Origin of the sequence: Corynebacterium suranareeae, assembly GCF_002355155.1 — a bacterium.
Lineage (GTDB): Bacteria > Actinomycetota > Actinomycetes > Mycobacteriales > Mycobacteriaceae > Corynebacterium > Corynebacterium suranareeae.
This window is the reverse complement of the sequence record NZ_AP017369.1, coordinates 3,303,864-3,323,213: the sequence shown is the minus strand read 5'-3', so window position 1 is coordinate 3,323,213 and position 19,350 is coordinate 3,303,864. Positions and strand designations below refer to the sequence as shown.

The following is a 19,350-nucleotide window of genomic DNA, read 5'->3' as shown; positions in this document are numbered from 1 at the left end:
CTTTGGACGGAAAATTGAATCGTTTACTGTTCATTGCTCTGCCTCTTCCAGATCAGTGCGACACCGATGGTGGCAAGAATTAGGCCGAAGACGATCATGGCGATAACGCTCGCGCCTGTGGAGGCCAGGATGTTTCGCTTTTCGGGGACTTTTTCAGCGTTGGTACTGCCAGTGGGATCTGTTGGATCGGGGGCGTAGCCAGGGGTGTCCGGTGTGCTGGGGAAGGTAGGGACCGTCGGGATTGGTGGGACGATGATCCCGTTGTCGTCTTTTCGAACGGCGAGGATGACTTCGTTGGAGGGGATGTTTCGGGAGTCGTCGGTGTCTGGGTAGCCGTCGGGATAGAAGTAGGCGATGTTGTGGAGGCGGGTGCCGTCGGCTAGATCTTTGGAGGCGGTGGATTCGAAGGTGAATTGCACGGTGAGATCGAAATGCTGTTGGCGTGCGCGCGCTAGCTCGGTGAGGCCGTTGGGGGAGAATCGTAAAGTGACGTCGCGATTATTGTCCACGGTAAAGCTGTAATGAGTGCCTTGTTGCAGTGTGGACTGGTAGTTAAGGCCGCGCATCGTGACTCGGGGGTTATCGTTGACTTCAAGTCCGTCGGGGACGGTGTCTTTGATGACGAAGCGGTGGAGCTCGCTGTTGGTATCGGGAAGCGGGACGACGGCATCGAGGGTGTAATCAAACTTGTCACCTGCGTTTATATAACTGACGTCGGCACTTTTGGTGAGGGTGATCGGCTGGATTTTCGGCTTGCCCTCAACGTTGTAGTAGGTGCCGTCGACGCTGAAGTAAGGGATGCTCACAAAAAATGGGGAAGTGATGGCTCGTGAAACATCGCCAGTTCGGCTGGGAAGCTCTTGAACCAAGTAGGCGCCGATGGGGAGGTCGGTGAATCGTGCGACACCGATGCTGCCCTCGAGGGTGGTTTGTTGGTAGAGGGGGGCGTCGATAAGCGTTTGCCCTTTAAGCACGTCAGCAACGCTGAGCGTTTCTAGGGCCTTGCGGCCTGCTTCGCTCATCACATCGATCTCGCTGAGGCGGTTTATTTGGAATTCGATTCCGGCGAGACTTAAGCCCGGGCTATCGAAACTGCTTGCTTCCTTATGGATGGTGATGGAGCCGGTTTGAGGGCTCTGCGCGTGCGCATTTGAGGGGAACAGCACCAAAAATGCAAGGAAGAGAAGGAAAACCCGTTTCATTGAGGGCCTTTCTTGCGTCGGACGATCCACAGCAAAGTGATCAGAATGATTGCGAGACTTAAGCCCAACGCCCACAACATCCAAGAAGAAAAGATGGCGGAATTTTGGGCGGGGAGTTCGGCTCCAAAAACGCGCTCACCGGTGACGAGCAGTCGGTGCGAATTGATGCCGTAAGGAGTACATGTGATGAGGGTAAGAAGGTCGCGGTCAGAATCCGCGGACAAGGCATCGACTTGGTCGGGAGTGACGACCGTGATGTCGTTGACCTGGTAAGTCAAGGTTTCACCGAGGACATCGACGGCAATGAGATCGCCGTCTGTGACATCGATGAGGTTGTCGAAAAGCGTTGCCGTTGTGATTCCCGTGTGGCCGGTCAAAACTGCATGGTTACCAACCCCGCCGAGAGGCAGATCAGTTCCAAATAAATGGCCGACACCTTGAGCCAAGGTGTGCTCATCAGTGCCGTGATACACAGGCAAATCAATACCAACAGCAGGCACACGAACCCTAGCCATAGTTGGAAGAGTATTGAGTTGTTCGAGGTAAAGCTGATATTCCGGAGTGTTGTGATCGACCTGGCCAGACCACGGATCAACTGCGGCTGAGGTTGATGGGACTGCGTTCCAATCATTAGCTTGGCTGCGCTCCGCGTTGAGGACTTCAGCTTCCTGCCGCTGAATGCGCTCTGAATACTCTTGCGCTTCTTGCGCCTGCTGCCAATTGTGGAACTGAGTGGACACAACAGGTGTGAGAATGATGCTCAAGCCAACCAAAACAAGAACAATGGGCGCCACCACAAAGCGCAGCTGATAACCAAGCGTGCTTTTTCTAGAAGAAGCAGGCTTGGGAGCTGGAATTGTGTGGGCGCCCATTTAAAAATCTCTCAACACTTAAAGCCGGAAGCGCGACCAGGGAATCTAGTCGCGCGATGGCTGATCAAACACTGTTACTTATAGAAACTGCATCTGATCAGGGAGTGGATGTTAGTTCTTGCGTGCTCGGTTTCCACGAACCGCAGCAGCTCCACCAGCAGCTGCCACGAGAACACCGGCGCCGATCAGGATCATGGTGCCGTTGCCACCGGTAGCTGGGAGGGTGATGACATCATCGCTTGCGAGGTGAATAACATCAGCTTCCATGTTGTAGCCAACCGGTGGGTCCACATATTCAACCTGAGTTGGCTCTGGGTTTAGCTCGTATCCGTCAGGAGACTCCAGCTCAACAACACAGAGATCTTGGCCAATTGCTGCAGTTGGGGCAGCGCCATTGACCCAGTCAATTGCCTGAACACCATAAAGAGTGATGGTGCCTCCGGTGGTGGTGAAGGTATCGACAGCTGGGCCAGCAGGATCAGTAGCTGCGGAAACCTGGGAAATCACATTGAAACCACCAGCGCCGTTGGCTTGGCAGCGCCACAATTCGTAGGTTGCGGAACCTTCTGTGATGAGAACTGCTGGTTCTTCGTTGTTAACGTTGCGGATGATCAGATCACCCAAGTGGGTCTGTGCGCCATCGTCTGGATCATTTGGATCATCGGTGCTAAAGGTCAAACCGCCAGGAAGGTTGATGACAGCGTGGTTGACGATGGTTCCATTAGTTGGGAGCGAAGTGATCACGGCGCTGAATGTGACAACGAGCTCTAGTCCTGGGTTGCCAACGCGTCGGCTCTCGAGCTCGGCGCGATCAAGTTCTCCGAAAACAATGGAGAGATTATTTGGAACTGCATCGGTGCCACCAGTTGTTACTGGAGTGGTGTCGATGAGAGGTAGTTCCACAAGTGGTGCACCGTTGTTAATTCGAGTGGACACGACAATGTTGGTGGCTGTTCCCAGTTCGTCTGGGAGATCATCGAGCACTTCGAGACTGGTTAGGTTACCAGCAGGAAGTGGTGCAGAGATAGTGTAGTTCAGGGTGCTGCCGATTGTTGCGCCAAGGTCTTCGACGCCCTTTTCGACAGTGATATCAGCTTGGTTCTTTGGGTGAACGACCTGGTTGTAGTTCCAGTCGTTGTTAGTTGAATTTGTGAATGGCAGGGTGACCAGGAATGGTGGTGCAATAGAATATCCGGCCTTAGCAACTTCTGTTACTACATAGGCGCCAACAACGAAGGTCGGATCCACGACATCAGTACCGTCAATGATGGTTCCATCATCTGTGGTTCTAACTACGCCTCGACCAGTTGTAGCATCTGTAGTCACCGAGATTGGTGTGAATGCAGTGTCTTTGGGTGCAGTAGTCGGTGTGTATCCTGACAGCTCTTGCCAACCGGCGAGGGTGTTGAGGTTGTTGTTTAGAAGAACCTTTTCAATCGTGAATGTTGCATCTAGTGGTGCCAGATTTGCGAGATCAGCAGGATCTGTAACAGGGAGTCCGTCGTACTTGTTGATCGTTAGAGAAACGTTACTGCCGAGTGTAACGGTGGACGCTTCGCCAGCAGTGATCGAAATCTGGGCAGAAGCAACTGGGGCGAGCATGGGGGCGCCTGCGAGGGTGAATCCGAGAGCGAGGCTGAGGACGGCGGCGGAGATCCGCTTGGAGGTCGGGTTCATTGCATTCCTAAATTCGAAGAGTGGAGTCAGGTCGGAGCACTGCGTATCGAAAAAAGAAGCTTCGGATCGAGTTTTCCTATTGATTCTTTAATTTTGGTGAACAATGAGGATCGTATTAGAAACTTTGCGTATCTGCACATTAAAATAACCTGGAAATTGCTTCGGAGTATAGTCAAATATGTTCAACTCACTTCACCTGCAAAAATAATGAAGTTCTAATATCGGTGGGGGTGTGTATTAGGGGTGGTCACACAATTTAAATCTGCCAAAGCCGGGCGAGATTTTACTGCTTGGGTGGACATCTGTCTCTCAGGAAAGTAATGTCCATGCGGCCATTTTTAAGAAAATTCTAGATGGCTACCTTGGGATTTTATTAAAGAACTTAATGTTTTACATAACTGCGCTCGTTGGGATTAACCCTATTAATTAATCGGTATTTGGTGGTGTGAGAGCTTGGTGCCATCACGTCTTATTTAAGTGCCGGTGATCTATCCTCTCGGATACTCAGACATCAGACCGTCCCCGGCTGACTTGGATGTGCTCGAAAGCTATAGTCCCAACCAGCTCAGATTCCCGCCGATGGCGGAATAGCCCACAAAAGCCACCGCATCAATCAAGAAGTGCGCGATCACTAGCGGCCAGACTTTGCCTGTGCGGTGATAGAAGTAGGCGAACACCGCACCCATGATGATGTTGCCGAAACCAGCGGACAATCCTTGGTAGAGGTGATAGGAACCGCGTAAAACCGAAGACGCCACAATGACTGCTGGCACGCTCCATTTCAGTTGACGCAGCCTAGCGAAGAACCACATGACCACCACGATTTCTTCACCAAAGGCATTGGCAGCTGACCATATGAGCAGCACGGGGATTTCCCACCAGGTTTCCAACGTGGTGGGCACGACCTGTTTTGAGAGTCCCAGGTGAACAGCACTCGCGTAGAAGATCAGCCCGGGAATGCCGATGAGCGCTGCAAGGCCTGCACCCCATGCCCAATCTTTGGGTTTGATCCAGTGAAATCTCTCACCAAGCAGGAAGATTGCCAGTGCTCCCCAGAAAAACAGCACACCGGCAGAACATAGCTGCAGAGCAAGATCCAACCACGTTGAGTTAGCCATCGAGGCATTCAGCGCAACTTGTTGATCGTTGAGCGCGACCGGTGCAAGCAAGTCATCGATGAGGCGCAGGATTGATCGCAGACCGCTCATGCCAAAGGTGATGGCTAAAACGATTAGTATTTCCGCCTTGATCCGACGTGGCGACATTACTGAATCACTCATGCCACAGCTCCTTCCACAAATGCAGCCAACCCAAGGATGTCTTCATTTCCTACGCGCACTCCGCCAAGATGAATGCCCACACCATCAACCGGGATGCTGATTGCTGCGTCACCAGTCATGTTGAACAGCGTTGCCCATGGTGTCCATTGCGTCTGCGCGCGGAAGTCTTCCTCAGGTGGCATGGAAGAAAAGTGGCCGATCTTCGGAGGGCTAAAAGCCAAGGTAGGGGTCAATAAAACATCGATGTCCCATGCTCCGTGTACAGTCTCAGCCACGGAATCAAAAGCGCCAATACATGACTGTCGTGCAGAGGGGGAAAGCATTCGGCCTTGTTCACTCAACCATCTTGTAATGGGGCTGCCCAGGTTGGTTAGTCCAGCGGATTTCATCATGAACACTTCTGTATAAGCTTCAAACGCCCAAGCGCCATAGGGGAGGGGCACGGACACTATCTCGTGGCCGGCTTTCTCCAGTAGGTGGGCGGTGGATTCGAGGATGCTCAGGAAGGAGGCGTCGACAAGCGAATTAGCGTGGATGGGCTCAGTGAGAACGCCGATGCGCAGGCGCCGGTTTCGTGGTTGAACTGCGTGCAGCCGCGCCTGGGTGGCAACATCGCGGGTAATAAACCCTTGCGTGGAGGGGTTTGCGCCGCTGGAATCGTGGGCGGGTTTAAACCCGACCAGTCCGCATGCGGCGGCCGGAACCCGGATGGAGCCGCCGCCGTCTGAGGCGTGGGCGGCGTCGACAAGCGATCTGGCAACAGCAACGGCTGCACCACCAGACGATCCGCCGGGCGTATGACCAGGCAGGATGGGGTTGTCGGGAGCCTCCATGCCGATGGGTTCGCAGTACGCTGTCATGCCGAGCTCGCTGGTTTGGGTTTTGCCTGCGATGATCGCGCCGCGGTTAATGAGGCGTTGGATAAACGGGTCCGTCTGCGTTGCCATCGCGCGCCGGGTGACGTTGCCGAACGCCGTGGGCATGCCTGCCACATCGTTTAAGTCTTTCGCCGGAATGATCATGCCATGCAGCGGGCCAACGCCATGGCCAGCGGTGATTTCAGGGTCGAACCATTCAAAACCATGCTCGGCGGGAGACAGCTGGGCTAAGCGGTTGGCTAATTGAGCAACGGACATGGACACCCACCTTAGTTCGGCGGGTTAAGCTGTGTAACCATGAGCGACGCACCAACTGTTGTGGCCTATTTGGGGCCAGCCGGAACCTTCACCGAAGAAGCCCTCTACAAATTTGCCGACGCCGGAGTGTTCGGCGACGGTGAGATTGAGCAGCTACCAGCGAAATCGCCGCAAGAAGCAGTCGACGCTGTGCGCAGCGGTGTCGCGCAATTTGCGGTGGTTGCTATCGAAAACTTCGTCGACGGCCCCGTCACCCCCACCTTCGACGCCCTTGACCAGGGCTCCAACGTGCAAATCATCGCCGAAGAAGAACTCGACATCGCCTTTTCCATCATGGCCCGGCCTGGAACAACGCTTGCCGACGTAAAAACCCTGGCCACCCACCCCGTTGGGTACCAACAAGTCAAAAACTGGATGGCAACCAACATTCCAGAAGCCACCTACCTTTCAGCAAGCTCCAATGGTGCCGGTGCCCAAATGGTGGCCGAAGGAACCGCTGATGCCGCCGCCGCACCTTCGCGTGCCGCCCAACTTTTTGGCCTTGAACGCCTGGTAGATGATGTCGCCGATGTGCGCGGTGCCCGCACCCGATTTGTTGCCGTGCGTGCGCAAACCGCCGTCGCGGAACCCACCGGACACGATCGAACCTCAGTTATCTTCTCCCTACCTAATGTGCCGGGCAGTCTCGTGCGTGCGCTTAATGAATTCGCTAACCGTGGCGTTGACCTCACCCGCATTGAATCGCGACCCACCCGCAAAGTATTTGGCACCTACCGATTCCACCTCGACATCGCAGGCCACATCCGCGACATCCCCGTCGCCGAAGCACTCCGCGCACTGTATCTCCACGCCGAAGAACTCGTCTTCGTTGGATCCTGGCCGTCTAACCGCGCAGAAGACAGCACGCCACAAACCGACCAACTAGCTAAGCTACAAAAGGCGGACGAATGGGTTCGCGCAGCAAGCGAAGGAAGGAAACTTAACTAGCCATGGCCGGCCGCATCATTTTGCTACGACACGGGCAAACCCACAACAACGTCAAACACCTCCTAGACACCCGCCCACCGGGAGCGGAACTCACCGACTTAGGCCGTAAACAAGCTCTCGAGGTAGGCCACGAACTAGCCACCTACTCCGGTGAACGCCTAGCCCACGTCTACAGTTCAATTGTGCTTCGTGCCCAACAAACCGCAGTGCTAGCCACCTCCACCTTTGAAAAGGCTCGTGACCTGCACGCCGGTGCGATTCCCCTTGATGTTGTTCAAGGCATCCAAGAAATCAATGTCGGTGACTTTGAAATGCGTGGCGATGAAGAAGCCCACATGAACTACTCCCGCGCTCTTAACGGCTGGCTCCACGGCGACCCAACCGCAGGTCTTCCTGGTGGTGAAACCTATCAGGACGTACTCAACCGCTACCAACCAACCCTTGACCGGATCATGGACAGCCACGATTTGGATGATGACCGCGACGTCGCAGTTGTCAGCCACGGTGCTGTCATCCGCATTGTGGCAACACATGCCACCGGAGTTGATCCCAACTTTGCCTTCAACACCTACCTGGGCAACTGCCGCTTTGTGGTGCTAGAACCCAACGGGAAAAAATTTGGCCAATGGGACGTTGTGCGCTGGACTGATAGCCCGCTGCCGTGGCAAGAATAGTTAGGTTAGTTATTGTCAGTTATGGAAGTGCCTGGCTACTTCCAAAACGAAACGTACTAGAACTGAAATCATTACTGCCCGGTGTAGGTAGCTCGGGCTGAGTGAGATCAGTGGAAAATGTTATTTCCTCCCCATTCACACACGCCTGGTTCGCTGTCTTGATGGCAGTGTTCAATGCTGTGCGAACACGATGCGTATTTGGATAGCGACTAGCATCGATGGATTCATCAGCGAGGAGATTTACGTTCTGCGCAGCTTCAGCTGGGGTGGCTCCAGGGACCCAGTAGAAGACGTTCTTTGACCCCAATACTGCGTCGTCCAAAATACTGAAATCGTCATTAGTGAAACCAGCCTCCTCCAAGCTGTCCTTTAACTCGGCGAGGAATTCTTCCCTACCTGGCCACGCTCCCACCACAACCATCCGATAATCACTGATTGCTTGATCAATGAACTCATCAGGATAAAGCCGTTTGAGATCCGTGGAGGCGGCATTTTCAATTGCGGCGACGATCAGTTCGTAGTCCCCAGCTTCAAGGTTGTAGGAGCAATAGTCTTCGTTGATGGCAACAGTTGCGGCCTGTGCGAATGGAGCCAGCGGGGTGGTTAGTGCGAAAGAAAACGAGAAAACTGCAACAGCGGTGATGAGCTTAGGTTTCATGGCAAATCTCTTTTCTCAAGAAGGTGCTGCACGAGTGCTATTGCTTTTGATCTTAAACCTATTTCAGGTACAAAGATATAGCCACTTTCAGGGCACCGGCTTCAGGGTTTTAGCTTGATTTTTTGGTGGCATCTTGAGGGGGTTAAGCAGGCGTCACGAAGTTGTGGCATGCGTGTTCGGCTTAAACGGCTCCGCAGAAATTTAGTTGAGAAGCAATGGGCTTAGGCATAACCCAGACGATGCAGGTCTTCTTCTCCGAGCCCGAAGTAATGACCAATCTCATGCAGCACGGTTACCCGAACCTGCTCCACTAGTTGTTCTTCTGAATGGCAATAATTTTGCAGCGCACCTTTGTAAATCGTGATGGAATCAGGCAAACCACCATGGTTGAAGGTGCGCTCTGTGAGGGCAACGCCGTGGTATAAGCCCAGGATATAGGGGGAATCCGGGTTGAAATCCTCAATGAGCAAAACCACGTTGCGCATATGATCTAAAAACTGTTGGGGAACCTGGTCGAAGGCTAAATCCACCAGCTCTTCAAAGCGTTCGTCGCTGACTTCAATCATGGAGAATTCTCTTCTACTGGAACACCAACATCTGCGGCAGCTGCACTAGCATCTTCGCGCAGTGGATCACGCTCTGGCTGTGGTGGAGGAACTTCACCGTTGATGGTGAACGTGCCGGTTGCTGATCCATTGAGGGTGTTAAATGTTGCGTCACCCTCGGTGGAAGGAGACATTAAATAGCAGTTCACGCTATGGGATCCACCCAACCAGGAATTAGAAGTAATGGTGGGCCAGAACATCTGCAGTGTGGATTGGTAGACGGCTTCTTCCGAACCTAGGTAATCAATGGCTGCTTGGGTGCAGGTATTTCCGAGGAAGCCATTTTGTTCATCGGTGCTGGGTACGCCTTGGGAAAATGGTACGCCAAGGTTGACGGTCAAAATGGATTCTAGGTGGTGGTCTTCTGCGCAATCTACTTCGCGGAACTCGGCTGAAGATTCCACTCTTACACATGCGCCGGTGTTGAACACGCGTGCTTGGTCATTGGCAGCAACTGGACCCACGGTTAGTTGGGGTGTGCCTGATGCGTCGGTCGCCTGCAAACCACACAGCATGGTGCGATCACCAGCCGCCCATGCTTCGGCAGGGGGCAAAATTGGGGCGATGGTGTAGCGACCGGATGGATCGAAACGGTTATTTAAATATGCAAGAGTGGGCGCTTGACAGAGTTCTTCACGTAATTGTGCCTGGCGGGTTAAATTTGGGGGCTCTGCATCGGGTCCGAATTCAGAGCTGGGGTAGGTAGCTAAGTTTTCTCGAGTGGAGATTTCAAAGCGGTGTTCTTGGTCGCAGCTTGTTTGTTCAAAACCAGACACAAGGCCTTGATCATTAACATCCCAGGTTGCACATTGCCCCACATCAGCGGTGGTAAATGAGGCAACAGTGGTTGTGGAGGCGACTGTGCTTGTTTCAGTTCCTGAAGGGGATTGCCCGCCGTTTGCAGAAGTATCCGTGTTGTAGGAGTACACGCCAACAGCAGCTGTTGCCGCTAATGCTGCAACAAGCATGGTCTGCACAGAGGCCGCGGTGCGGAAAGAAGATTTCTTCTTGGTTTCACCCTCTGGAGACGTCGAGGTGTCAATGTTTGTACTCATGATTGTCACCATCATGCCACCAAAATGTGCTCACGTCAGAGATCTTCGGAGCGTGTGACCAATGTTTTTAGAGAATAACGGTCGGTTCGATACAGGGAAACGCACCATTCCACGGGCTTGTCGCCGGAAAGTGACTGTCTTAGGATCCGGAGCAAAGGGGCACCGGGGGTGACGTCGAGAAGCTTTGCGGTGTCCTCGTCCGCGGCAACCGCGGTGACCGTTTGCTCGGCCTGGGTGACCGGGACACCGTAGACCCTGTCCAGGATGGAATACACGGAGTTGTACACGTCGTTTTCTAGCAGGTCAGGTGCGTATTCGGAGTTGTACCAGCCGTGATCAATTGCGTAGGGGCGACCATTTCCTAAGCGGAGGCGACGCAGCGTGATGTGCTGGGACGTTCGGTCGGTGCCAAAGAAATCCGCAATATCATCTGGGGCTGGACCTCTGGAAGAACTTAAGATCCTGCTGGTTGCAGACAGATTTTGGGCGGCCATCTCTGCAGAAAAAGACGCCAAATGCAGGCGGGAAATTAAAGGGGAGTGCGCCACAAAAGTACCTTTGCCTCGGGCGCGCTTGAGCCTGCCGGAAGCAACCAAATCGCCAATAGCGCGACGCACCGTAATGCGGCTGACTCCGTATTTTTCCTCCAGGATGCGTTCACCAGGAAGCATATCCCCAGGGTGGAGTTGGGTTGTGCAGATTTCCTCTAGGATTTCGCGCAGCTGTTGGTGCTTGGGCTTGAGGCCGTCGACAAGCACGTGGTTGGGAAGGTCATCCGCACGTGGTGTGTCAGGTACCGCCCCATCGGATGCGGTGGGGAGTGCGTCCTTGTTGAGGGGTTCTGCAGGCATGGTGTTCATTTTAGCCCATCTGGTCATAACCAGACAGGAGGTTGGAGAGGCAAGTTTTAAAGATCACTAACAAACCAACAAAGCCCTAAGTGTCCAAATGTCTAATGATCACGGTAGATTGTTCTTTATGATCGATCTGAAATTCCTCCGTGAAAACCCGGACGTTGTTCGTACCTCCCAGATCACTCGCGGCGAAGACCCCGCGCTTGTGGACGAACTGATTAGTGCTGATGAATCTCGACGCGAATCCATCAAGGCTGCCGATGATCTGCGCGCTGAGCAAAAAGCATTTGGAAAGAAGATCGGACAGGCCTCTCCGGAGGAACGCCCCGCGCTGCTAGAGGGCTCCAATGAGCTTAAAGCCAAGGTGAAAGAAGCCGAGGCTGCGCAGGAAGCTGCGGAGCAAAAGGTCAATGAGCTGCAAATGAAGCTCTCCAACGTGGTTGCTGGTGCACCTGCCGGTGGTGAAGATGATTTCGTTGTTCTAGAGACCATCGGTGAGCCTCGGACGTTTGATTTCGAGCCAAAGGATCACTTGGAGCTGGGTGAATCCTTAGGTCTTATTGATATGAAGCGCGGCACCAAGGTATCGGGTGCTCGTTTCTACTACCTGACTGGTGATGGCGCGATGCTGCAGCTGGGCATGCTCATGTTGGCTGCTCAAAAAGCCCGCGAAGCCGGATTCAGCATGATGATCCCACCTGTGTTGGTGCGCCCTGAAATCATGGCCGGCACCGGTTTCTTAGGCGATCACTCCGAGGAAATCTACTACCTTGAGCGCGATGACATGTACCTGGTTGGTACCTCCGAGGTTGCTCTAGCTGGTTACCACAAAGATGAAATCATTGACCTTAATGAAGGCCCAGTAAAGTACGCCGGTTGGAGCTCCTGCTTCCGCCGTGAGGCCGGTTCTTACGGCAAGGACACCCGCGGTATTTTGCGCGTGCACCAATTCGACAAGGTAGAGATGTTTGTCTACTGCAAGCCCGAAGAGGCTGAAGATGTCCACCAGCAGCTTCTTGCCATGGAAAAAGAAATGCTCGCTGCCATTGAGGTTCCCTACCGTGTTATCGATGTCGCAGGTGGAGACTTAGGTGCATCGGCTGCTCGGAAGTTCGACACGGAAGCATGGGTGCCAACCCAGGACACCTACCGCGAGTTGACCTCGACCTCTAACTGCACCACCTTCCAGGCACGTCGCCTGCAAACCCGCTACCGCGATGAAAACGGCAAGCCACAGATCGCTGCTACGTTGAACGGCACCTTGGCTACCACCCGCTGGCTTGTTGCCATTTTGGAAAACAACCAGCAAGCAGACGGTTCTGTGATTGTTCCTGAGGCATTGCGTCCATTCGTGGGCAAAGATGTGCTCAAGCCAGTTAAATAAGCAGAAAGCGCGTGGCCACAATGATCAAAAGGAATGGCTTTTTTGTTGAGGATTCTTTAGCTAAAGTTCCTCCGCACCCAAGCGAATCACGGGAGCCATTTTACGGGCGCACCATCATCAACGCAGTTCGCGCGGTGTTGAAAGCCCAGGATGTACGCATCTCCATCTTTGGTGCAGAAAACATTCCAACCACCGGTGGGGCTTTGTTGGCCATCAACCACACTGGTTATTACGATTTCATTTTGGGCGGAATCCCCGCTTTTGTGCGTGGCAAACGCCTGGTGCGCTTTATGGCAAAGAAAGAAATCTTTGACACCCCCGTCGTAGGCACGCTGATGCGCTGGATGAAGCACGTTTCCGTGGACCGATCCGCCGGGGCAAGCTCGATGAAAGAGGCACAAACGCGTCTCGACGCCGGCCACCTCGTCGGCATCTTCCCCGAAGCAACGGTGTCTAGGTCTTTTGAAATTAAGGAACTAAAAACCGGCGCCGTACGCATCGCAGACGCGGCCCAAGTTCCACTGCTGCCACTAATTATTTGGGGCGGGCAGCGCATCATCACCAAAGACATCGACCGCGACCTGGGACGTTCACACATTCCGGTATTTATCAGCGTGGGCGAACCCGTCGACCCCAGCGGCGATCCAGAAGAAGCCACGCAGCGCCTCTATGAGGCGATGAAAACGCTTCTCGACGAAACCCGCACCGCCTACGAACAACAATATGGCCCATTCGACGGTGGAGAATTATGGCGACCACAGTCTCTTGGCGGTGGCGCACCAACGTTAGAGCAGGCGAAAATGTTGGAAATCGCCGAAAAGGAACGTCGACAAGCAAAGCGCGCCGCTAAGGCCGCCAAAAAACGCACCCCCTTGATTAGGAAACTCTTTAAAAAATGATTGCCCCGGGGCCAGCGCCCAAGCTGGTTGCCTCTGATGTTGATGGCACGTTAATTAATAGCTCTGAGCGCGTGCCCAAGCGCCTGCGCGAGGTGATCGCGCGGATGACCGATCAGGACGTAACCTTTGCGCTATCCACTGGCCGCCCGCCCCGCTGGATTCACTACGTGCTGGACCAATTAACCGTCAAGCCGATTTGTATCTGCGCAAATGGCGCGGTGCTCTATGATTCCGCCACCGATGAGATCCTTGCAGCTCAAACGCTCAGCCCAACCGTTATGACGGACACCGTCATGGCTGCGCGTGCCGCTTTGGAAGCCCATGGTGGCGTCAGCATTGCCGCCGAGCGCGCCGGAGAATCCGCCTACGATCCATCCCAAGAACTGTTTCTGGTGACCCCGGAATACAGCCACGCCTGGCCCTCAACCGAACACGGAACCGTGTCGGAAGATGAGGTGCTTTCCAAACCTGCCACCAAGTTGTTGATGCGCAGCGACCATCTGGAATCCAAGCAGCTTTTCGATATCGTCCGCGCGGCCGTCCCCGTCGATCAAGTCCACGTGACCTTCTCCATGTCCGGTGGCCTGATTGAGATCGCAGCGCCCGGCGTGACCAAGGCGTTGGGCGTATCGATGCTGGCCAAGCGCTTAGGTATTGAGCGCGAGGACGTTATAACGTTCGGCGACATGCCCAACGATATCGAGATGCTGCAATGGGCAGGTAGGGGAGTAGCCATGGGCAATGCTCGCCCAGAAGTCAAAGCAGTCTCCGACCACATCACCGCCACCAACGACGACGCCGGCGTGGCCGATGTGTTGGAATGGTGGTTTTAGAGGTTTTCTGTTCTGATACGTGTAAAAATAGTGCACATGAGAACCTCAAAGGCCAATGCGTACGTTGCAGCGATTGACCAAGGCACCACCTCCACTCGGTGCATCTTCATCGATGCCCAAGGAAAAGTGGTGTCTTCTGCCTCCAAAGAGCACCGACAAATCTTCCCCCAGCAAGGCTGGGTAGAGCACGACCCGGAAGAAATCTGGGACAACATCCGATCCGTTGTCAGCCAAGCGATGGTGTCCATCGACATCACCCCGCACGAAGTGGCATCCGTAGGATTAACCAACCAACGCGAAACCACCGTTGTGTGGGATAAACACACCGGCGAACCGGTCTACAACGCCATTGTGTGGCAAGACACCCGCACAACTGAAATCTGCCAAGAAATTGCAGGCCCAGATGGCCAAGATAAATGGCTCGACCGCACCGGCCTTTTGATCAACTCCTATCCAGCAGGTCCCAAAGTGAAATGGATCCTGGACAATGTGGAAGGTGCCCGCAAGCGCGCAGAAAACGGTGACCTTCTCTTTGGCACCATGGACAGCTGGGTGCTGTGGAACCTCACCGGCGGCGTGCGTGGTGATGATGGCGAAGACGCCCTCCACGTCACTGACATCACCAACGCCTCCCGCACCTTACTCATGGATATCCGCACCGGGCAATGGGATCCAGAACTTTGCGAAGCCTTAGATATCCCCATGTCGATGCTCCCAGAAATCCGCCCCTCCATCGGCGAATTCCGATCCGTACGCCACCGCGGCACGCTTGCCGATGTCCCCATCACAGGAGTGCTTGGCGATCAACAGGCAGCCCTTTTTGGCCAGGGCGGATTCCACGAAGGCGCCACAAAGAACACCTACGGCACTGGCCTATTCTTGCTGATGAACACCGGCAAGTCCCTAAAAATCTCCGAGCACGGACTGCTGTCCACCATCGCATATCAAAAACAGGACGAAGAACCCCTCTATGCGCTGGAAGGCTCCGTTTCCATGGGCGGCTCGCTGGTGCAGTGGCTGCGCGATAACCTGCAGCTCATCCCCAATGCACCGGCAATTGAAAACCTCGCCCGAGAAGTAGAAGACAACGGCGGCGTACACGTAGTCCCCGCATTCACCGGCCTATTCGCACCACGCTGGCGCCCCGACGCCCGCGGAATCATCACCGGCCTCACCCGCTTTGCCAACCGCAACCACATCGCACGCGCAGTCCTTGAAGCCAACGCCTTCCAAACCCGCGAAGTAGTAGACGCCATGGCCAAAGACGCCGGGAAAACCCTCGAATCCCTCCGCGTTGACGGCGCCATGGTCCAAAACGATCTGCTCATGCAAATGCAAGCCGACTTCCTTGGCATCGATGTCCAGCGCCTCGACGACGTAGAAACCACCGCCGTTGGTGTTGCCTACGCAGCAGGACTTGGATCAGGATTCTTCCGATCAACCGAAGAAATCGAACAACTCATCGCGGTGAAAAAAGTGTGGAATCCCGACATGAGCGAGGAAGAACGAGAGCGCCGCTACGCCGCGTGGAACAAAGCGGTGGAGCACTCGTATAACCAGGCCTAATTTGGGGGTTTGGGCGCTTCAGGAAAAGTTGAACCCCGCTACCTCAGGGAAAGTAGCGGGGCTCAAGCTTTATGGTGGGGCTAGTTTAGGTGAATGTCAGCCTTACCAGTCGCAGGATCAAAAGTGATGTAACCGTTCTGGAAATCAACACGCAGCTGATCACCAGACTGGTACTCATTGCTGGTTGGAAGTCCCAACGGGCCTAAGTCAGCGCCCTGCTGCGCCCACGTATCACCGATAACGCCCCACAGACCATGGGTTCCAGCCTCAGGGGAAGAGACCATGATGCCATTTTCAAACGGCACGAACGACACCTCAGAGTTTTGATCACTTGCGTACTGCACCGTGGTTTCGCCACCAGTTGCAGCACCCAACACAGGTCCAAGAGTGTTGTTTAGTTCATTCCAGCCACGTGAATACTTGTTATCACCGGTTAGGTTGATCACGGTATCAACGATCGGAATGATCTCATTGAGCTTCACATCATTTAAAACCGGTACACCATTGTTGTTGCCCACATTACCGATCAGCCCACTTAGGCTGCCATCAGCCAAAGACGCAGCAAGCAGCACCGCAGCGATAGAACCAAGACCAGTCAGAAGCTGCTCAGAGTTCGCACCATTGAGCAAGTCAGCGCCACCGGAAGATCCGCCGGTCAGCAGCGTAGCCAGGACATCCTCCTCGCTCGACTGCTCAGGCTCAGCCGGGCTTGCAGGCTGGTTGGTGGTTGTAGGGGCATTGCTTGTCGACGTCTGCTTCGTTGAAGTCGCCGGAGTCGTGGTGCCACTATTACCACTTTGCAAGCTGTTGTACTTCGTCTTAGCGATCTGACGAATACGATCCATCTGCGCATAACCCGCATCACCAGGACACGACGTCAAACCAACATCACGGTGAGCAAAAATATTAGGCAACGTAACCCGCTGGCCATATCCATACCTCGAGTAAGAAGTACCCTCAGAGTAATGGGTATCGCTGCCAGTTGGATCAAAACCAGCAACCTTTGCACGCCAACCAGCAAGCTCACCAACAGCATTAATGGTTGCATCAGACGGGGTAATCGAAGAGTAATCGCCCATCATGGAAATAGCCCAAGTGTTCTGGTTGAACCCACCTGCGTGAGCACCCTGAACAGCCTTGGTCATGCCACCAGCACGACCCTCGTAGATATTGCCAAACTTATCTACCAAAGACTGGTAACCAATATCACACCAACCAAGAGTCTTGGCATGGTAGCTATATGCGCCACGAACCTGCGCAGCAGCCTGAGCTTCGGTGTAGTTGTTGGAACCCGCAGTGTGGTGAATCGTGATCGCAGAAACACCATTATCGATAGTTGGGTTGGAGCAGCGCAAGCTCTCATCAGCACCCCAGCCCGCACGAGAAATTACCTTAGGCATGCCGTCAGTATCAGCAACATTGCCAACACCAACGCCTGCGTCAGCATTACCGTCAATGAACACAGCGTTGAAGCCCTCATCAATATCAGCCACAGGCTGGATATCGCCATAGTTTGACGGAAGTGGGGCTAGGCCAGTGTCAGCGGAGTAGTCGGCAGTAGGAGCTTCGGCAGGGATCTCTGTGGGGATCTCTGCGGGGGCGTCAGCTGCTGGAGCTGGCTCGACTGGGATCTCCGGCGCTTCTGGAGCTGGTTCGGAGGCTTGTTCCGCGGCCGGGATGTCCTGGCCATTTTCATCAGCTGCTGCTGCGTCTTGCTCAAACAGGTCGATATTGAGGGTAGATACCTGCACCTTGTTGGTCGGACCGTGCCAGATCAGCTCGGTTCCGTTGATACCTGAATCCTCATTGGTCAGTGGTTCCATGTCGTACCACTGAGACCAGGAACCATCAGGCTGTTCGGCGCGAACAAACGCGGTCACGTCTTTTTGACCGGTCCAAGTCAGAGCAAAGCTGGAAAATTGCTCATCCCTTTGAAATTCCTTAACGGTTCGGGCACCTTCGCCCTCACCCTGGCCGGTAATGGCTGGGTCATCAACAACCACATTGGAACCGGAGTTAAACGATTCACTGGTGTTTTGCACGGCTACTGGCCCGATGCCTTCGCCCTGCGTATTCAAGTATTGGGTGCCGGCTGCTGCTAAGCCGGAGGCACCCAATACGGCAGTCAAAATAATAGCGAGCATCGGTTTCTTCCGAGCTTCGCTGATGCGGCGTCGTTGCTGCACGATGTTCTCCCTGATGATATTGGTGCGGCTGAGACTATATGAAACAACTGAGAAGCCTAGTGCACTTCTGGGGATAATGGTACCTATGTGACTGAAGTTTCGAAGGGTGTGTCGCAACTTGGTAATAGTCTGTGAAATTTAAAAAGGTGGCTGGGCGTAGATATGTGCTGCTAACTGGAGAAACTGGCCTTAAAAAGGGTGTCTGAAATGTCCACCACGACGAATGTAAGTTAGTGTCGAATGCATGACGGAATCGAATAATTACGACTTAATCGTTGTAGGCTCCGGCCTCTTCGGACTCACAGTGGCAGAACGCGCAGCGAGCCAGCTGGGTAAAAAAGTCCTCATCGTTGAACGCCGCTCCCACCTCGGTGGCAATGCCTACTCTGAAGCAGAACCAGAAACTGGCATTGAGATCCACAAATACGGAGCACACCTCTTCCATACCTCAAACACCCGGGTGTGGGAATACGTCAACCAATTCACCTCGTTCACTGGCTACCAGCACCGTGTGTTTGCGATGCACAACGGCACCGCTTATCAATTCCCCATGGGTTTGGGTCTGATCAACCAATTCTTTGGCAAGTACTACAGCCCAGATGAAGCTCGTGAGCTCATTAAAGAGCAATCTTCAGAAATCGATTCCGCCGACGCCACCAACCTCGAAGAAAAAGCCATCTCCCTGATCGGCCGCCCACTCTACGAGGCCTTCATCCGCGACTACACCGCAAAACAATGGCAGACCGACCCTAAAAACCTGCCTGCTGGCAACATCACCCGCCTGCCAGTTCGCTACAACTTCAACAACCGCTACTTCAACGACACCTATGAAGGTCTCCCAGTAGACGGCTATGCAGCGTGGCTAGAGCGCATGGCAGACCACGAGCTCATTGATGTGCGCCTTGACACCGATTGGTTCGATGTCCGCGATGAACTCCGCGCAAACAACCCAGATGCCCCAGTTGTTTACACTGGTCCACTAGACCTCTACTTCAACTACTCGGCAGGCAAACTCGGATGGCGCACCCTTGATTTCGAGACCGAAGTCGTAGAAACCGGTGACTTCCAGGGAACCCCAGTAATGAACTACAACGACGCAGATGTTCCTTACACCCGCATTCACGAATTCCGTCACTTCCACCCAGAACGTGAAGAAAAATACCCTAAAGACAAAACAGTCATCATGCGAGAGTTCTCCCGCTTCGCAGATAACAACGATGAACCTTATTACCCCATCAACACCCCAGATGACCGCGAGATGCTGAAGCAGTACCGCCTTCTAGCCGCTGAAGAAGCTGCAACTAATAAGGTACTGTTCGGTGGCCGACTAGGAACTTACCAATACCTCGACATGCACATGGCTATCGGTTCTGCGCTCAGCATGTTTGACAACAAGCTGGTTCCATACTTCCAAGATGGAACACCGCTCGAGCAAGAACGCGGACACTAAAAGTTAAAAAACTCTCCCACAAGGTGGGAGAG

Annotated in this window: 17 protein-coding genes; 7 read left to right on the top strand and 10 right to left on the bottom strand. The window is 54.0% G+C overall.

Annotation, left to right across the window (positions count from 1 at the left end; all coding sequences use genetic code 11):
- Positions 1–23 precede the first annotated feature (23 nt).
- From N24_RS15205 to N24_RS15185, 5 genes are all read right to left on the bottom strand, one after another.
- Positions 24–1,202 carry a SpaH/EbpB family LPXTG-anchored major pilin gene (locus tag N24_RS15205; RefSeq protein ID WP_096459028.1) on the bottom strand — a complete coding sequence of 393 codons (1,179 nt, stop codon included), beginning with the start codon at positions 1,200–1,202 and terminating at the stop codon, positions 24–26.
- Entirely contained in the window at positions 1,199–2,074 is an 876-nt protein-coding gene (locus N24_RS15200; RefSeq protein WP_096459025.1) for a class C sortase, read from the bottom strand. Before N24_RS15200 ends, N24_RS15205 begins: the two co-directional genes overlap by 4 nt.
- Before the next feature lie 111 nt (positions 2,075–2,185).
- Positions 2,186–3,751 (bottom strand): SpaH/EbpB family LPXTG-anchored major pilin, encoded by a 1,566-nt coding sequence (locus N24_RS15195; RefSeq protein WP_096459022.1) that lies wholly within the window; start codon positions 3,749–3,751, stop codon positions 2,186–2,188.
- A 548-nt stretch (positions 3,752–4,299) separates the two neighbouring features.
- Positions 4,300–5,031 (bottom strand): CPBP family intramembrane glutamic endopeptidase, encoded by a 732-nt coding sequence (locus N24_RS15190; RefSeq protein WP_197702409.1) that lies wholly within the window; start codon positions 5,029–5,031, stop codon positions 4,300–4,302.
- A complete protein-coding gene (locus N24_RS15185; RefSeq protein WP_167382142.1) occupies positions 5,028–6,167 on the bottom strand; it encodes an amidase in 1,140 nt (379 codons plus the stop codon). Before N24_RS15185 ends, N24_RS15190 begins: the two co-directional genes overlap by 4 nt.
- A gap of 39 nt (positions 6,168–6,206) precedes the next feature.
- On the opposite strand from N24_RS15185, the gene pheA reads away from it, so the two are divergent.
- Both pheA and N24_RS15175 read left to right on the top strand, forming a co-directional pair.
- The gene (gene pheA, locus N24_RS15180; RefSeq protein WP_096459014.1) at positions 6,207–7,154 is read left to right on the top strand and encodes a prephenate dehydratase; all 948 of its coding nucleotides are present in this window, start codon (positions 6,207–6,209) and stop codon (positions 7,152–7,154) included.
- Positions 7,155–7,156: 2 nt separating this feature from the next.
- On the top strand, positions 7,157–7,828 hold the full coding sequence (locus N24_RS15175) for a histidine phosphatase family protein (protein ID WP_096459011.1): 672 nt from the start codon (positions 7,157–7,159) through the stop codon (positions 7,826–7,828).
- A 19-nt stretch (positions 7,829–7,847) separates the two neighbouring features.
- Here the strand turns inward: N24_RS15175 and N24_RS15170 are convergent, their stop codons facing one another.
- From N24_RS15170 to N24_RS15155, 4 genes are all read right to left on the bottom strand, one after another.
- Complete coding sequence (locus N24_RS15170; protein WP_096459008.1) at positions 7,848–8,486, bottom strand: hypothetical protein; 639 nt, start codon at positions 8,484–8,486, stop codon at positions 7,848–7,850.
- Positions 8,487–8,707: 221 nt separating this feature from the next.
- Positions 8,708–9,052: a metallopeptidase family protein gene (locus N24_RS15165; protein WP_096459005.1), complete on the bottom strand. Its 345-nt coding sequence runs from the start codon at positions 9,050–9,052 to the stop codon at positions 8,708–8,710.
- Positions 9,049–10,146: a septum formation family protein gene (locus N24_RS15160; protein ID WP_197702408.1), complete on the bottom strand. Its 1,098-nt coding sequence runs from the start codon at positions 10,144–10,146 to the stop codon at positions 9,049–9,051. Before N24_RS15160 ends, N24_RS15165 begins: the two co-directional genes overlap by 4 nt.
- Before the next feature lie 35 nt (positions 10,147–10,181).
- The gene (locus N24_RS15155; RefSeq protein WP_096460313.1) at positions 10,182–10,997 is read right to left on the bottom strand and encodes a GntR family transcriptional regulator; all 816 of its coding nucleotides are present in this window, start codon (positions 10,995–10,997) and stop codon (positions 10,182–10,184) included.
- Between the two features lie 127 nt (positions 10,998–11,124).
- On the opposite strand from N24_RS15155, the gene serS reads away from it, so the two are divergent.
- Genes serS through glpK form a run of 4 tightly spaced genes read left to right on the top strand, consistent with a single transcriptional unit; the run spans position 11,125 to position 15,682 of the window.
- On the top strand, positions 11,125–12,384 hold the full coding sequence (gene serS / locus N24_RS15150) for a serine--tRNA ligase (RefSeq protein ID WP_096460310.1): 1,260 nt from the start codon (positions 11,125–11,127) through the stop codon (positions 12,382–12,384).
- A 20-nt stretch (positions 12,385–12,404) separates the two neighbouring features.
- Positions 12,405–13,283: a lysophospholipid acyltransferase family protein gene (locus N24_RS15145; RefSeq protein WP_096458999.1), complete on the top strand. Its 879-nt coding sequence runs from the start codon at positions 12,405–12,407 to the stop codon at positions 13,281–13,283.
- The gene (locus tag N24_RS15140; protein ID WP_096458996.1) at positions 13,280–14,116 is read left to right on the top strand and encodes an HAD family hydrolase; all 837 of its coding nucleotides are present in this window, start codon (positions 13,280–13,282) and stop codon (positions 14,114–14,116) included. Before N24_RS15145 ends, N24_RS15140 begins: the two co-directional genes overlap by 4 nt.
- A gap of 36 nt (positions 14,117–14,152) precedes the next feature.
- On the top strand, positions 14,153–15,682 hold the full coding sequence (gene glpK / locus N24_RS15135; protein WP_096458993.1) for a glycerol kinase GlpK: 1,530 nt from the start codon (positions 14,153–14,155) through the stop codon (positions 15,680–15,682).
- Positions 15,683–15,762: 80 nt separating this feature from the next.
- Here the strand turns inward: glpK and N24_RS15130 are convergent, their stop codons facing one another.
- Positions 15,763–17,826 (bottom strand): N-acetylmuramoyl-L-alanine amidase, encoded by a 2,064-nt coding sequence (locus N24_RS15130; RefSeq protein ID WP_096460307.1) that lies wholly within the window; start codon positions 17,824–17,826, stop codon positions 15,763–15,765.
- Between the two features lie 286 nt (positions 17,827–18,112).
- On the opposite strand from N24_RS15130, the gene glf reads away from it, so the two are divergent.
- On the top strand, positions 18,113–19,318 hold the full coding sequence (gene glf, locus N24_RS15125) for a UDP-galactopyranose mutase (RefSeq protein WP_096458990.1): 1,206 nt from the start codon (positions 18,113–18,115) through the stop codon (positions 19,316–19,318).
- Positions 19,319–19,350 lie beyond the last annotated feature (32 nt).

Excerpts from the sequence above, each read along its gene's own strand:
- N24_RS15205 (WP_096459028.1), bottom strand. The coding sequence starts at position 1,202 with ATGAAACGGGTTTTCCTTCTCTTCCTTGCATTTTTGGTGCTGTTCCCC.
- glpK (WP_096458993.1), top strand. The coding sequence starts at position 14,153 with ATGAGAACCTCAAAGGCCAATGCGTACGTTGCAGCGATTGACCAAGGC.
- serS (WP_096460310.1), top strand. The coding sequence starts at position 11,125 with ATGATCGATCTGAAATTCCTCCGTGAAAACCCGGACGTTGTTCGTACC.
- pheA (WP_096459014.1), top strand. The coding sequence starts at position 6,207 with ATGAGCGACGCACCAACTGTTGTGGCCTATTTGGGGCCAGCCGGAACC.
- N24_RS15175 (WP_096459011.1), top strand. The coding sequence starts at position 7,157 with ATGGCCGGCCGCATCATTTTGCTACGACACGGGCAAACCCACAACAAC.
- N24_RS15155 (WP_096460313.1), bottom strand. The coding sequence starts at position 10,997 with ATGCCTGCAGAACCCCTCAACAAGGACGCACTCCCCACCGCATCCGAT.
- N24_RS15165 (WP_096459005.1), bottom strand. The coding sequence starts at position 9,052 with ATGATTGAAGTCAGCGACGAACGCTTTGAAGAGCTGGTGGATTTAGCC.
- glf (WP_096458990.1), top strand. The coding sequence starts at position 18,113 with ATGACGGAATCGAATAATTACGACTTAATCGTTGTAGGCTCCGGCCTC.
- N24_RS15130 (WP_096460307.1), bottom strand. The coding sequence starts at position 17,826 with ATGCTCGCTATTATTTTGACTGCCGTATTGGGTGCCTCCGGCTTAGCA.
- N24_RS15195 (WP_096459022.1), bottom strand. The coding sequence starts at position 3,751 with ATGAACCCGACCTCCAAGCGGATCTCCGCCGCCGTCCTCAGCCTCGCT.
- N24_RS15145 (WP_096458999.1), top strand. The coding sequence starts at position 12,405 with ATGATCAAAAGGAATGGCTTTTTTGTTGAGGATTCTTTAGCTAAAGTT.
- N24_RS15190 (WP_197702409.1), bottom strand. The coding sequence starts at position 5,031 with ATGAGTGATTCAGTAATGTCGCCACGTCGGATCAAGGCGGAAATACTA.
- N24_RS15160 (WP_197702408.1), bottom strand. The coding sequence starts at position 10,146 with ATGAGTACAAACATTGACACCTCGACGTCTCCAGAGGGTGAAACCAAG.
- N24_RS15200 (WP_096459025.1), bottom strand. The coding sequence starts at position 2,074 with ATGGGCGCCCACACAATTCCAGCTCCCAAGCCTGCTTCTTCTAGAAAA.
- N24_RS15140 (WP_096458996.1), top strand. The coding sequence starts at position 13,280 with ATGATTGCCCCGGGGCCAGCGCCCAAGCTGGTTGCCTCTGATGTTGAT.
- N24_RS15170 (WP_096459008.1), bottom strand. The coding sequence starts at position 8,486 with ATGAAACCTAAGCTCATCACCGCTGTTGCAGTTTTCTCGTTTTCTTTC.
- N24_RS15185 (WP_167382142.1), bottom strand. The coding sequence starts at position 6,167 with ATGTCCGTTGCTCAATTAGCCAACCGCTTAGCCCAGCTGTCTCCCGCC.